The sequence below is a fragment of the Streptomyces sp. DSM 110735 genome (assembly GCF_016482685.1).
Classification (GTDB): domain Bacteria; phylum Actinomycetota; class Actinomycetes; order Streptomycetales; family Streptomycetaceae; genus Streptomyces.
The window spans coordinates 110,240-123,322 of the sequence record NZ_JACYHF010000016.1 but is presented as its reverse complement, the minus strand read 5'-3'; the positions used below and the strand labels follow the sequence as shown (position 1 = coordinate 123,322).

11 protein-coding genes are annotated in these 13,083 nt (G+C 73.4%); 6 read left to right on the top strand and 5 right to left on the bottom strand.

Translation table 11 applies throughout. The features are described from left to right. Nucleotides 1–4: 4 nt before the first annotated feature. Together IF655_RS22970 and IF655_RS22965 are read right to left on the bottom strand one after the other, a co-directional pair. Entirely contained in the window at nt 5–1,507 is a 1,503-nt protein-coding gene (locus tag IF655_RS22970; RefSeq protein ID WP_199586972.1) for an MFS transporter, read from the bottom strand. Nucleotides 1,508–1,603: 96 nt separating this feature from the next. Next, nucleotides 1,604–2,284 (bottom strand): TetR/AcrR family transcriptional regulator, encoded by a 681-nt coding sequence (locus IF655_RS22965; RefSeq protein WP_199586971.1) that lies wholly within the window; start codon nt 2,282–2,284, stop codon nt 1,604–1,606. Nucleotides 2,285–2,442: 158 nt separating this feature from the next. Here IF655_RS22965 and IF655_RS22960 point away from each other — a divergent pair, with 158 nt between their 5' ends. Together IF655_RS22960 and IF655_RS31550 are read left to right on the top strand one after the other, a co-directional pair. Beyond that, nucleotides 2,443–3,393, top strand: coding sequence for an NAD(P)-dependent alcohol dehydrogenase (locus tag IF655_RS22960; protein WP_199586970.1), 951 nt, complete (start codon nt 2,443–2,445; stop codon nt 3,391–3,393). 23 nt (nt 3,394–3,416) lie between these two features. Further along, nucleotides 3,417–4,022 (top strand): DUF4253 domain-containing protein, encoded by a 606-nt coding sequence (locus IF655_RS31550; RefSeq protein WP_307815021.1) that lies wholly within the window; start codon nt 3,417–3,419, stop codon nt 4,020–4,022. 30 nt (nt 4,023–4,052) lie between these two features. Here the strand turns inward: IF655_RS31550 and IF655_RS22950 are convergent, their stop codons facing one another. From IF655_RS22950 to IF655_RS22940, 3 genes are all read right to left on the bottom strand, one after another. Next, nucleotides 4,053–4,436: an SRPBCC family protein gene (locus tag IF655_RS22950; protein ID WP_199586969.1), complete on the bottom strand. Its 384-nt coding sequence runs from the start codon at nt 4,434–4,436 to the stop codon at nt 4,053–4,055. 117 nt (nt 4,437–4,553) lie between these two features. After that, nucleotides 4,554–5,312 (bottom strand): sirohydrochlorin chelatase, encoded by a 759-nt coding sequence (locus IF655_RS22945; protein ID WP_199586968.1) that lies wholly within the window; start codon nt 5,310–5,312, stop codon nt 4,554–4,556. After that, nucleotides 5,309–6,505 (bottom strand): uroporphyrinogen-III synthase, encoded by a 1,197-nt coding sequence (locus IF655_RS22940; RefSeq protein WP_199586967.1) that lies wholly within the window; start codon nt 6,503–6,505, stop codon nt 5,309–5,311. The genes IF655_RS22945 and IF655_RS22940 overlap by 4 nt, the downstream gene beginning before the upstream one ends. Nucleotides 6,506–6,697: 192 nt before the next feature. On the opposite strand from IF655_RS22940, the gene IF655_RS22935 reads away from it, so the two are divergent. The 4 genes from IF655_RS22935 to IF655_RS22920 are packed head-to-tail and all read left to right on the top strand — an operon-like array spanning nt 6,698 to nt 13,057. After that, nucleotides 6,698–8,812, top strand: coding sequence for a molybdopterin oxidoreductase family protein (locus IF655_RS22935; RefSeq protein ID WP_199586966.1), 2,115 nt, complete (start codon nt 6,698–6,700; stop codon nt 8,810–8,812). Continuing rightward, complete coding sequence (locus IF655_RS22930) at nt 8,809–10,029, top strand: NAD(P)/FAD-dependent oxidoreductase (RefSeq protein WP_199586965.1); 1,221 nt, start codon at nt 8,809–8,811, stop codon at nt 10,027–10,029. Before IF655_RS22935 ends, IF655_RS22930 begins: the two co-directional genes overlap by 4 nt. Continuing rightward, on the top strand, nt 10,026–12,632 hold the full coding sequence (gene nirB, locus IF655_RS22925; RefSeq protein ID WP_199586964.1) for a nitrite reductase large subunit NirB: 2,607 nt from the start codon (nt 10,026–10,028) through the stop codon (nt 12,630–12,632). The genes IF655_RS22930 and nirB overlap by 4 nt, the downstream gene beginning before the upstream one ends. Next, nucleotides 12,629–13,057 (top strand): nitrite reductase (NAD(P)H) small subunit, encoded by a 429-nt coding sequence (locus tag IF655_RS22920; protein WP_199586963.1) that lies wholly within the window; start codon nt 12,629–12,631, stop codon nt 13,055–13,057. Before nirB ends, IF655_RS22920 begins: the two co-directional genes overlap by 4 nt. Nucleotides 13,058–13,083: the final 26 nt, after the last annotated feature.

Sequence of the window (13,083 nt, the reverse complement as noted above, 5' to 3'; positions counted from 1 at the left end):
CGCTTCAGACCCCCTGGCCGGCCTTCTCGCCGGCCCCGCTCTCCCCCACGCCCGGCCGGGGCGTCGCCGCGAGGTCGTCGTCGCCCTCGTGCGCCCGGCGCTCGCGCAGGTCCGCCACGGCCAGGACGAGGGCGAGGGCGATGATGGCGGCGGCGGTGAGCAGCCCGAGCTGAAGGGCAGTCGTGGCACGGCCGTGGTTGGCGAGGTGTGCGAAGTACACGGCGCCGACCACGGCGATGCCTACGGACGAGCCGATGCGCTGACCGGTCTGCATGACTCCCCCGGCCGCCCCGGCGCGTCGTACCGGTACGAGCATGAGGGTGAGGGTCGTGTTGGGCGAGACCGTGAGGCCGGAGCCGATGCCGCCGATGAGCAGCGGGAGCGCCATGGCCCAGCCGACGTGCTCGCCGGGCACCCACCGAACGGCCAGCACGACGCCCAGCAGCCCGAGGATCACGCCGCTCAGACCGATGACGACCAGACTGCGTCCGTAGCGCATCACGGCGCGTCCCCCGAAGGCGGCGCCGACCGCGGAGGCGGCGGCGAACGGCAGGATCGTCACACCGGCGGCGAGGGGGCTGTATCCCACGGAGTTCTGCAGGAACAGGGACAGCACGAAGAAGATCGTGGTGAGCCCGCCGAAGAACGTGAGGCTGATCAGGGTGCCGAGCGTGAAGGAGCGCAGGGAGAACAGCCCGAGGTCGACCAGCGGGGCTCCGCCCGTGCGACCCCGGTTGCGCTCCCACATCCAGAACGCCGCCAGCAGCAGTGCGCCCAGCGGGAGCAGCAGCCACTTCGCCCGGCCGTGCCACTGCTGTTCCTGGACCAGGGGAAGCAGCAGGGCGAGGACGCCGGTGCCGAGGAGCAGTACGCCGACCGGGTCGAACTTCTCCCGTCTGCCGCTCGGCACCGGGAGGCGGGGCAGCAGCCGGTGTCCGGCGACGAGGGCGGCCACGCCGATGGGCACGTTGACGAAGAACACCCAGCGCCAGCCGTGCTCGGTGCCGAACGCCTGGAGGAGCAGTCCGCCCGCGAGCGGGCCCACGGCGGTGGACACGGCGATGACGCTGCCGTGGAAGCCGAACGCCCGGGCGCGTTCGGCGCCCTGGAACATCTGCTGGATCAGTCCGGAGGTCTGCGGTGCGACCACACCGGCTGCCGCGCCCTGGACCATCCGGAACACCACCAGCCAGGCGGGTCCGGCGGCGAGACCGCACGCCATGGACGCGGCCGTGAACACGGCGAGGCCGAACAGCAGCACCTGGCGGCGTCCCCGCAGGTCGCCCAGCCGTCCCGCCGGGGCCAGCGCGAGCCCGAAGGCGAGGGCGTACCCGGACACCACCCAGGACTGGGTGGCTTCGGAGGCGCCGAGCCCGCGCTCCATGGAAGGCAGCGCCACGTTCACGATCGAGACGTCGAGCAGGGAGATGAAGCCCGCGGTCAGACAGACCCCGAGCGCTTTCCACCGCCGGTCGTCGAGAACGGGACGGTCCGTTTCTGTGGTCATGTGATCACGCTATGCGTACGCGGTTGCGCCGGAGGGGAACGAAGGCGGGTGTCGTGACGAGTCGCTGCCGACCGGTCGGACCCGGTGGCCCCTTCCTCAGCCGGACCCCGGCGCCGTGACCGGCAGCCCGGACAGGTTCAGGTCGCCCGGGGGTGGCAGGGTGCCGTGCTGCGGGGCGGGGCGGAAGGAGTCGAGGAGGTAGGCGACCAGGCGGGCCGACGCGGCCGGGTCGTCGGGGAGGGCGGCGACCAGGCCACCGTGGGCGAGGAGGACGACGGCCAGGTCGGAGAGGTGGAAGTCGGGGCGGAGGGCGCCCGCCGCCTGGGCTCTGCGGATCAGGGCGGACAGGGCGCGCTCGGCATCCGACCGGGCTTCGGCGTGTTCGTGGGCGCGGTCCGGGAAGGCCGCGAGGAACGCCGCCGGGAAGCCGCGCTCCTCGCGTTGGAGGCGGCACAGTTCCACCACCAGGCGCCGGAAGCCGCGCCCCGGCTCCGGGTCGGCCACCGCTTCCGTGAACACCCGTGCGCACGCCGACATCTGGTGAGCGAAGGCGCCTCGGACCAGGTCGTCGCGGGTCGGGAAGTGGCGGTACAGCGTCGCCACACCCACCCCGGCGCGACGGGCCACGGTCGCCATCGGGGCGTCGATGCCGTGCTCGGCGAAGACCTCGCGGGCGGCGGCGAGGATGCGGCGGCGATTGCGGCGGGCGTCCAGGCGCAGCCCCTTCTCCTCGGCGGGGTCGGCCGCCGCGTACCGGCCCACGCCCGGGGGTGCCATCCGAGAGGAATCCCCGGTCACTGTCTCTCACCTCCGCGTAAACGGACGACGCCGTCCGTTTGCCAGCCTAGCCTCGGGAAACAGCCGCCGGGCGCCTCCGGCGGGCGCCGTACCCGTAGCTCCGCACCCGTAGCTCGGTACCAGCAGAGGAGAACACCATGAGGGCCGTATTCGTCGACCGCTTCGGCGGCCCCGAGGTGCTGCGCGTCGGGGAGACCGAGCGGCCCGCGCCGGGTCCCGGTCAAGTGCTCGTACGGGTGCGGGCGTTCAGCGTGAACGGCGGTGAACTCGCCGCTCGCGCCGGGAAGGTGCGCCTCGTGACCGGCAGCCGGTTCCCGCAGCGTACGGGTCTCGACTTCACCGGCGAGGTCGTCGCGCTCGGCGGCGGTACGGCCGGGATCACGGTGGGCGACCGGGTGTGGGGCGTGCTGGGCCGCGGCTCGGGGTTCGGCAGCGCCGCCGAGTACGTCGCGGTGCCCGCGGAGCGGGTCGGACGGGTGCCGGACGGGCTGGACCTGGTGGCGGCGACCGCGCTCCCGGTCGCCACCACCGCCGTCACCGCCCTGCGCGACAAGGCACGGCTCCGGTCCGGTGAAAGGGTCCTCGTACGCGGGGCGGCGGGCGGGGTCGGCAACGCCGCCGTCCAACTGGCCAAGGCGCACGGCGCCCACGTCACCGGTCTGGCTCGCGCGGCGAACCTCGACTTCGTCCGCGAGCTGGGCGCCGACGAGGCGGTGGACCACCGTGCCGTGTGCCCGGACGAGTTGGGCCGCTTCGACGTCGTACTGGACACGGTGGGTACTCAACTGTCTGTCCATCGCAGCCTGTTGCGTCCCGGCGGGCGTATGGTCACCATCGCCTTCGACCTGTCCCGGCCCGTGGTGTCCCTCGCCTCCATCGCCGCGAGTGCGGTGCACGGACGTGGCCGGATCCGTTTCTTCAGCGGCAATCCGCAGCGGGCTCTGCTGGACGACCTCGCGCGGCACGTGGTCCGGGGCGATCTGCGTCCCATGGTGGACACGGTCTATCCGCTGGCGGCCGTCGCCGACGCCCATCGCGCGCTGGAGGCGGGTGGAGTGCGGGGGAAGTACGTGGTGCGGGTGGACTGAGCAACTGCGTCAGCGAGCCGGTCGTGCCCGGGACGTCCGAGCACGCGACGGAGCTGAGCCCCGGCAGGATGTCCGTCCCGGGGGATCACGGCGCCGAGGACGTCCTCAAGGAGCTCTGGCACGCTGCGGTGGCGGACACGGAGGAGAACGAGGACGACGAGGACGCGGGCGAGACCATCGCCCCCTTCACCGGCGACTGGCCCGGGCTGGCGCCGAGGCGACTTGCGGCGGCAGATCCGGACGCCATCGCCGCGGAAGTCGCCGCCAGTCTCGTGGAGCACCGGCTTTCGAGCCCTCGCCTCGCCCTGGCTCCCGCAGCCCGCTCCGCGGATCTTGCGGCGGCGATCGGCTGGATGGGACCGGTGGGTGACGAGGACGACGCGGCTCGGCTGTGCGCCGTCCTCCGCTCGTGGGAGGACCGCTTCGGCGTTCGGCTCATAGCCCTCTCCCACGACCGTCTGGACCTGTCCGTGGCGGCACCCCCGCAGACGGTGGAAGACGCTCTCGCGGTCGCCGTCGAGCACTTCGCCTTCTGCCGTGACAACCTCTGGCAGGGGTACGAGACCTTGCGCCTCTACGCGGAGGAGGCGCTGGTGGGCAGCAGGCACTGGACGTTCTGGTGGGACTGAGGACTGCGCGGACCCTGCGGGCGGCTCGGTTCAGACACGGGTGAGCCGGTGCAGCGCCCAGTGGACCATGGGGGCGTAGAGCAGGGGTACCGGGCAGGCGGCTGTGAGGTCCACGGCGACTTGGGTGCCCGTTCCGTGGGCGGACATCGTGTGGGCCACCTGTACGGGGATGCCGAGGAAAACCAGTTGCCAGGTCCAGGCGCCCTTCGGGCGGTCGACCTCCGTGACGAGGAAGCGTCCGCGCAGTACGCCCGCGACCTGGACGACGCCTTGTGCGCCCGGCCGGATGACGTCGCCCTGGGTCTCGACGGCACGCAGATGCGGTGCCCAGTGGGCCCAGCGGTCGTAGCGCGCGTAGCGCTCCCAGACGACATCGGGCGCCGCGGGGCCCGCGACTGTGACGGTGTGCCGCATCTCCGACCTCCCAGCGGTGTCGGCCTCAATCTACGGGGACCTGCGCGGGGGTGCCTGGCGAGCGGGGCGCGTGCGGACGGGTCCCGGAGCGCGCTGAGCGGTCGAGGAGGGGTGCGCTCAGGCGCGAGCGGGTGGCGCCGACCGAAGTGCTGGGCAAAGCGCCGGGCGCGCCGAGGATCCGCTCGACCGCCCTCGCACCCCCTCGTCGTACCGGCGCAGCACCAGCTCCGCGACCCGCCGCTGCGCGCCCAGGGGCGCCGCCGTCCAACGGGCTCCCGTTCCGGTGAGGTGGCGGGCGAAGTGACCCGGGGCCAGGAGGTGGGTCGCCAGGGCTACGTCCGGGTGACCCGCCGACCGCCAGGCGGTGACCGCCTCGGCGGGTGAGGGGCCCTCGCCTACGGCGAATGCGGCTGTCACCGGTGCGTTGAGGTGGGCCGCCAGCAGGCGCGCCGATTCCAGTGTGTCGGCGCGGGCTCGGGGGTCGGAGGAGCCCGCGGCGGCCAGGACGACCGGGGCGCCGCCCGCCGGGCGGCCCGCCTCGGACAGTCGGGCGGCGAGGGCGCGGGCCAGCAGAGGTGAGGGTCCGAGGGCTGGGGCGACACGGACCTGAGTGGGGGTCGCGTCCGCCAGGAGGGTGGGGAGGTCGGTGCGTACGTGGTAGCCGCTGGCCAGGAGGAGGGGGACGGCGACGGCCTGGCCTCGCAGTTCCGCCAGCGCTTGCGGGACCGAGGGTTCGACCAGGTCCAGCCATGCGGCCCGCACCCGCAGACCGGGTCGTGTGCGGCGGACCTTGTCCAGCAGGGCGTGCACCGTGCGGACTCCTTGGGGGTCGCGAGTGCCGTGGGCGACGGCCAGCAGGGTGGGGGCGGCGCTCACCGGGTGCCTGCCTGCGGGCGGGCGGTGGGCTCCGTGGCCAGGCGGTAGCCGCGTTTGGGGACCGTGCGGACGAGTCCGGCGTAGGGGCCCAGGGCGGCTCGCAGTCGGGTCACCGCCGCCTCGACCGCGTGCTCGTCCGCCGCTTGGCCCGGCCATACGCGGCGCAGCAGTTCGCGGCGGCCGACCACCCAGCCGGGTTGCTCGGCCAGCGCCCGCAGGATGCGTGCCGAGCCGGGCGTCAGCCAGACCGCCTCCGTCTCCTCCGCCGCCTCCTCCGCTGCCGAGCCCTCGTCGCCGCCCAGGAGCAGGGCGTTGCCCTGGAGGACCAGGGTCCGGTCGCCGACCGGGATCAGGTGCCGGTTGCGGTCGGGCAGGGTGGCGGTGAGCAGGTGGACCATCGCGCCGAGGCGTCCGCGTGCGGGCCAGACCGGTTCCGCGCCCACCTCCAGGAGCGGCCGGGCGCACACCGGGCCCACGCAGAGGGCGAGCACGTCTCCTCGCAGGCGTTCCAGCACCGCGTCGTAGCGGCCCGCCGTCTCCGCGTGCTCCAGGAAGGAGGTGATGGCGGGCGCGGAGGTGAACAGGAGCGCGTGCACGTCGCCGCGCGCCGTTGCCTCGGCGAGGCGTCGTACCGGCTCAGGGTCGTGGGGCGGCGCCCACCGGTACACCGGCACCTCGACGACCTCCGCGCCGCGCTCCCGCAGCGCCGCCGCGAGGCCGGGGAGCGGGGCGCCGTGTTCCTGGACGGCGATCCGGCGTCCGGTGAGGTCGCGGGCCAGCAGCCAGGTGCGCAGTTCGTCCACCGCCTCGGAGGCGGGGGAATAGGTCTCCGTCGTGCCGCAGGCCCGGACCGCTCCGGTCGCCTTCGGGCCCCGCGAGAGCACCTCGGCGTCCCGGCAGGCGGCGGTGAGCGCGGCGCCGTATCCCCAGCCCTCGGCGGCGCTCATCCAGCCGCGCCAGCCGACGCCGGTGGTCGCGACCACGTAGTCCAGCGGGGCGGCGAGGCAGCGTTCGGTGGCCGCGCGCAGTGCCGCGTCGTCCTCCAGCGGCACGATGCGCAGCGCGGGCGCCTCCGTCACCCGTGCGCCGCGCCGCCGCAGCAGCGCCGTCAGCTCTTCCCGCCTGCGTGCCGCCGTGACGCCCACCGTGAATCCGGTGAGCGCGGCGGCCGTCTCCCTGGTACCGGCTTTCATGTCCCCGAGGCTCCGGGGGCGCCATGTCACGGTCGTTGCCCGCCAGTCACGTCGCGGTTACCGCAACGCGCCCGCGTGTTACGGAAGATGTCCTGGCCCGCACACCGCTCCGGCGGGGGTGTGCGCGTTCCGTACCGTACGGGCAACGCGGCCGAGCGCCTTGTGAAACGGCGGCGGGACAGCCTCGTTGCCATGACCGACACTCACTGCCCGTACTGCTCCCTCCAGTGCGGGATGCGGCTGCGCACCACCAAAGGGGTGCCCGAGGTCACCGGGCGCGACGAATTCCCGGTGAACCGGGGCGCATTGTGCGGGAAGGGACAGACCTCGGCGGCGCTGCTGGCGCCCGGCGTACGGCTGACCGCTCCCCTGGTGCGTGACGCGGACGGGCTGCGCGAGGCGTCCTGGGAGGAGGCGCTGGACCGGGTCGCGGCGGCGATGACCGGGACCGCCGAGACTCACGGACCGGACGCCGTGGGGGTGTTCGGCGGTGGCGGGCTCACCAACGAAAAGGCTTACCTGCTCGGCAAGTTCGCCCGTGTCGCGCTGCGCACCCGCTCGATCGACTACAACGGGCGGTTCTGCATGTCCTCCGCTGCCGCCGCCTCGCGTGCCGCCTTCGGTCTGGACCGGGGTCTGCCCTTCCCGCTCGCGGACGTGGCGCGCACCGGCTGCGTAATCCTGGTCGGCGCCAACCCGGCCGAGACGATGCCGCCCGCCGTGCGTTATCTGCGCGAACTTCGGGAGAACGGCGGCACCTTGGTGGTCGTCGACCCGCGCCGGACCCGTACCGCCGAGCTGGCCGACCTCCACCTCCAGCCCCTTCCCGGCACCGACCTGGCCCTGGCGCTCGGTCTGCTCCATCTCGCCATCGCCGAAGGGCACTTGGACGAGGCGTTCATCGCCGCGCGCACCACCGGCTGGACCGACGCCCGCGCCGCCGCGATGGCCCACTGGCCCGAGCGTGTGGAGGCGCTGACCGGCGTCCCGGTCCCCCAACTCCGGGACACCATCGCTCTGTTCACCCGCACCCCGCATTCCATGGTGCTCACCGCGCGCGGTCCCGAGCAGCAGAGCAAGGGCACGGCGACGGTCGGCGCCTGGATCGACCTGTGTCTGGCCACCGGGCGGGCAGGGCGGCCTTTGAGCGGCTACGGCTGTCTCACCGGGCAGGGCAATGGGCAGGGTGGCCGCGAACACGGGCAGAAGGCAGACCAGTTGCCCGGCTACCGCTCTCTGGAGGACCCCGAGGCGCGGGCGCACATCGCCGGGGTCTGGGGCGTGGACCCCGGCGCGCTGCCGCGTTCCGGGCCGTCGGCCTACGAGTTGCTGGACTCCCTCGGCCAACCCGGCGGAGTGCGGGCGCTGCTGGTCATGGGGTCCAACCCGGTCGTCTCCGCGCCGGACGCCGCGCGCATCACGCGGAGGCTGGGCGCGCTGGACCATCTCGCGGTGTGCGACGTGGTGTTGTCGGAGACGGCGCTGCTGGCCGATGTGGTCTTGCCGGTGACCCAGTGGGCCGAGGAGACCGGCACGCTGACCAATCTGGAGGGCCGGGTGCTGCTGCGCCGCGCCGCCGTCGCTCCGCCGCCCGGTGTGCGCAGCGACCTGGACGTGCTGCACGGGCTGGCCCAACGCCTGGGCCACACAACGGGGTTCCCCGGCGACCCCGAGGAGGTCTTCGCCGAACTACGCCGGGCCACCGCCGGGGCGCCCGCCGACTACTCCGGCATCTCCTACGACCGGATCGCGGCCGAGGACGGCGTCTTCTGGCCCTGCCCGGCACCGGGCCACCCCGGCACGCCGCGCCTGTTCCTCGACCGTTTCGCCCACCCCGACGGACGGGCCCGGTTCACCGCGCCCTCTCACCGGCCCGCCGCCGAGGAGCCCGACGACGCGTATCCGCTGTACCTGACCACGGGGCGCGTCGTCAGCCAGTACCAGAGCGGCGCCCAGACGCGCAGGGTGCCGGAACTGACCGCCGCCGCGCCCGGACCGTACGTCGAGCTGCACCCCGATCTGGCCACCGGGCTCGGCGTGCGGGACGGCGACCTGCTCACCGTCACCAGCCGCCGGGGCACCGTCACCGCCCCGGCTCGCGTCACCTCCGCCATCCGGCCGGACACGGTGTTCATGCCGTTCCACTGGCCCGGCGAGGGACGCGCCAATCTGCTCACCAACCCCGCGCTCGACCCGGTCTCGCGGATGCCGGAGTTCAAGGTGTGCGCGGTGCGGGTCGAGAAGGCGGCACTCCCCCGGGTCCGCGAAACCGTCGCACCCGCCACACCGGTCGCGGTCGGCGTATGAAGCCCTGCCGCGTCGCCGTGATCGGCGCCGGGATGGCCGCCGCGCGCCTCGCCCAGCAACTCCATGCCCACGCGGGGCACACGGAGACCGTCCTCTACGGCGCCGAGCGGCAAGTCCCTTACAACCGCGCCCTGTTGACCGATGTCCTCACCGGGCGCCATCGGGCCGACGCCCTCGCGCTGCCCACCGGGGACGCGCGCGTGCGTACCGGGACCGAGGTGGTCGCCGTCGACACCCGGCGCCGCGCCCTCACACTCGCGGACGGCAGCAGCGAGACGTACGACGACCTGGTCCTCGCCACCGGCGCCGAGCCCGTGCTGCCGCCGCTGCGCGGTCTGGCGGACGCGGAGGGCGGTGTGCACGTGCTGCGCTCGCTCGACGACTGCACCCGCCTCGACCGTGACGCGGACTCCGCCGGGCGTGCCGTGGTGATCGGCGGTGGGGTGCTCGGTGTCTCTGTCGCCCACGCCCTCGCCGCTCGGGGTCTGCGCGTGGAGATCGTCCATCAGGGTCCCCACCTGGTGGAACGCCACCTCGACCGCCAAGCCGGTGCCGCTCTGCGCACCGCACTGGGGCGCCTCGGGGTCAGCGTGCACCTCGGTGAGCGCGCCCCGGCTCTGGACCAGGGTCTCGGCGTCACTCTGACAGGCGGCGACCGGCTCGACGCCGATCTCGTGGTCCTCGCCTGCGGGGTGCGTCCCCGTACCGGTCTCGCTCGCGCCGCCGGGCTGCCTGTCCGGCGCGGCGTCGTCGTGGACGACACCCTCGCCTGCGCCCCGCACACCTACGCCATCGGGGACTGCGCCGAGCACCGTGCCGCGCCGTGCGGGCTGGCCACGACCGCCTGGGAGCAGGCCGACGTGCTCGCCGACCGACTCTCCGGCGCCGATCCCGGGGCGCGCTACACCGGCTCGCGTCCGATGAGCCGTCTCACCGCGGGCGCCGTGGAGTACGCCGCGTTCGGGGCGTGTGGCGACGCCGCCGAGGAGGGTGCCGATGTGCTGCGCATCGGTGATGCCACCCGTGGCGCCTACAAGAAGCTCGTGCTGCGCGGGGACCGGATCGTCGGCGCCATCCTCGTCGGCGATCTCACCACCGTCGGCAGTCTCACCCGTGCCTATCTCACCGGCCGGTCCGTCGGACCGGACCCGTTGTCCCTGCTCACCGTTCCGCCGCGCGCCCTGTCCGCCCGAGTCGTCGAGGAGTCCCGCACATGACCGCCCCCACTGCCCCGAAGGAGCTGGTGCTCGTCGGCCACGGCATGGTCGGCCAGCGCTTCCTGGAGGCGCTGTACGAGCAGCCCGGCGCCGACGCCTGGCATGTCACCGTCCTCGCCGAGGAGTCCCGGCCCGCCTACGACCGCGTCCACCTGACGAGCTGGTTCTCCGGTACCACTGCCGAGGAACTGAGCTTGGTGCAGGGCGGGTTCATGGAGCGGCACGGCATCACCCTGCACCTCGGTGACCCCGCGACCGCCGTCGACCGCGCCGCCCGCACCGTCACCAGCGCCTCAGGACGCATCCTGCGCTACGACGCGCTGGTGCTGGCCACCGGCTCGTACCCCTTCGTCCCGCCGGTGCCCGGCCATGACCTGCCCGGCTGCCATGTGTACCGCACGCTGGACGACGTCCGCGCCATCCGCGCGGACGCGGCGCGCGCCCGTACCGGGATCGTCGTCGGCGGCGGGCTGCTCGGTCTGGAGGCGGCCGGTGCGCTGCGCGCTCTCGGACTGGACACGCATGTGGTGGAGTTCGCCCCTCGGCTGATGGCGCTCCAGGTCGACGAGGGCGGCGGAGCGGTGCTGCGTCGCAAGATCGAGGAGCTGGGCGTGCACGTGCACACCGGCGCCGGGACCTCCTTCGTCGACGCGGGCGCCGATGGACGCGTTCGTGCGGCGCGGCTGTCGGACGGTACGGAACTCCGCGCCGATCTCGTGGTGTTCTCGGCCGGGGTACGCGCTCGCGATCAACTGGCGCGTGACTGTGGTCTGTCGGTGGGAGAGCGCGGTGGGATCAGTGTCGATGCCTCGTGCCGCACCGCCGATCCGCATGTGTGGGCCATCGGGGAGAGCGCGCAGGCGGTCGACGGGCGGGTCTACGGGCTGGTCGCTCCCGGATATGCGATGGCGGAGACCGTCGCGCGTCAACTATGCGGAGATGGCGGCGAGTTCATCGGAGCGGACCTCTCCACCAAGCTCAAGCTGCTCGGCGTGGACGTGGCCAGTTTCGGTGACCCGCACGGTACCGCCGACGGCGCCCTCGACGTCACGTTCACCGACAGCCGCTCCGGGGTCTACAAGAAGCTCGTCATCGGCGCCGACGACACCCTGCTCGGCGGCGTCCTGGTGGGCGACACCGAGGCGTACGGCGTACTGCGGCCGCTCGCGCTCGCCGGGAAGCCGCTGACCGTGCCGCCGGAGCAGTTGGTGCTGCCCTCCGCTCAAGGCGGCGGTGCCACCCCGGAGTTGCCCGACGATGCGGTGCTCTGCTCCTGCCACAACGTGACCGGGGGCGCCGTCCGTGCTGCCGTACGGGAGCAGGGGCTCACCGATGTCGCCGGGGTCAAGCAGTGCACCAAGGCGGGTACCGGGTGCGGGAGTTGTGTGAAGGCACTCACCACCGTGGTCCGGGACGAACTCGCCGCGTCCGGCACCGAGGTGTCCCGCGATCTGTGCGAGCACTTCGCCCATACCCGCGCCGAGCTGTACGAGATCGTCCGCGTACGGGGCATCACCGACTTCAGCACGCTCCTCGACCGTCACGGCACCGGCGAGGGCTGCGACGTCTGCAAGCCCGTCGTCGCCTCGATCCTGGCGAGCCTGGGCAACGGCCATGTCCTGGACGGCGAACAGTCCGCGCTCCAGGACACCAACGACCACCACCTCGCCAACATCCAGCGCAACGGCTCCTACTCGGTCGTCCCGCGCGTGCCGGGCGGCGAGATCACCCCGGATCAGCTCATCGTCATCGGGGAAGTGGCCCGGGACTTCGGTCTCTACACCAAGATCACAGGTGGGCAGCGCATCGACCTCCTCGGCGCTCGCGTCGACCAACTCCCTGCCGTGTGGCGCCGCTTGGTCGATGCCGGTTTCGAGTCCGGGCACGCCTACGGCAAGGCGCTGCGGACCGTGAAGTCCTGTGTGGGGCAGACCTGGTGCCGCTACGGCGTACAGGACTCCACCGCGCTCGCCATCGAACTGGAGCTGCGCTACCGGGGGTTGCGCGCCCCGCACAAGCTGAAGTCCGCCGTCTCCGGCTGCGCCCGGGAGTGCGCCGAGGCGCAGTCGAAGGACTTCGGGATCATCGCCACCTCCACCGGCTGGAATCTCCATGTCGGCGGCAACGGCGGCACCACCCCACGACACGCGGACCTGCTCGCCACCGACCTCGACAAGGCGACCCTGATCCGTACCATCGACCGGTTCCTCATGTTCTACATCCGCACCGCCGACCGCCTGGAGCGCACCGCGCCCTGGCTGGAGCGGCTGGAGGGCGGCCTGGATCATCTGCGGGCTGTCGTACTGGACGACTCCCTCGGCGTCGCGGCCGACCTGGACGCCCTCATGGCCCGCCACGTCGCGAGCTACACCGACGAGTGGGCCGGCGTCCTGGACGACCCCGACCGGCTGCGCCGCTTCGCGTCCTTCGCCAACGCCCCGGACCTGCCCGATCCCACCGTGACCTTCGTGTCCGAACGCGGCCAGATCCGCCCGGCGCGCCCCGGGGAGCACGGCCGTCTGCTGCGGAGCCCGGCGGACTCGCGCGACCTCGTCCTCACCGCCGCCCCGACCGCCCGACCCGCTCAGGAGACAAGCCGATGACCGTCGCCCCCGCTCCCCCAGCCGCCCAACTCGCCCCCGCGCAGGGGTCCTTCCCGGCTGTCGGGCACGACCACACCGTCGTCGAGGTCCACGACGGCACCCGCTGGATCCCTGTGGTGCCGTACGCGGACCTCGTCCCGGGCCGTGGTGTGGCCCTGCTGCTCGGCGGTGAGCAGATCGCCCTCTTCCGCGACCGCGCCGGGCACCTCCACGCGGTCGGAAACCGCGACCCGTTCAGCGGCGCCCAGGTCATGTCCCGGGGTCTGCTGGGCAGTCGGGGCGCCACGCCTGTGGTCGCGTCGCCCATGTACAAGCAGGTCTTCGACCTGAAGACCGGTGCCTGCCTCGACGAACCCACCGCACCCGACGGCACGCCCGCCCGGCTGCCCGTGTGGCGGGTGCGCACGAGCGCGGTCGTGAGCTGAGCGGACAACCCACGTCTGATGGAAGG